Below are 421 nucleotides of genomic sequence, written 5' to 3'. Positions count from 1 at the left end.
GAGTATGGGTGGCGCAGTCGGTGTTGCCGCCAGTCTGGCAACCGCTGGCGCATTAACCGGTCACGATGTCACCGTTTTACTGCCCGCGATGTATTTAATGGGCAACCCGGTGCAAAATGTCGGTCGCTGCCTGGGGACAGCCGAAGTGAATGCCAAATATTACCCGCATATCATTACGGTCTGCGTGATTAACGCATTGCTGTCGATCTGGGTTATGCAGCTTATTGTTTAACAAGGAGTTACCATGATTGATTATACCGCAGCCGGTTTTACCCTGCTGCAGGGAGCGCATTTGTATGCGCCGGAAGATCGGGGAATTTGCGATGTCCTCGTCGCTAACGGCAAAATTATCGCCGTTGCCAGCAATATCCCTTCTGACATTGTACCGAACTGCACGGTTGTCGATCTCAGTGGGCAGATC

Annotated in this window: 1 pseudogene; it reads left to right on the top strand. The window is 52.3% G+C overall.

The window, feature by feature from the left end:
* Nucleotides 1-232 (top strand): annotated as a pseudogene (locus RhoFasB10_RS25900) (hypothetical protein); the annotation flags it as partial.
* Nucleotides 233-421: the final 189 nt, after the last annotated feature.

This window comes from Rhodococcus sp. B10 (assembly GCF_011770055.1).
Lineage (GTDB): Bacteria > Actinomycetota > Actinomycetes > Mycobacteriales > Mycobacteriaceae > Rhodococcoides > Rhodococcoides kyotonensis_B.
This window is presented reverse-complemented; position numbering and strand designations above follow the sequence as displayed.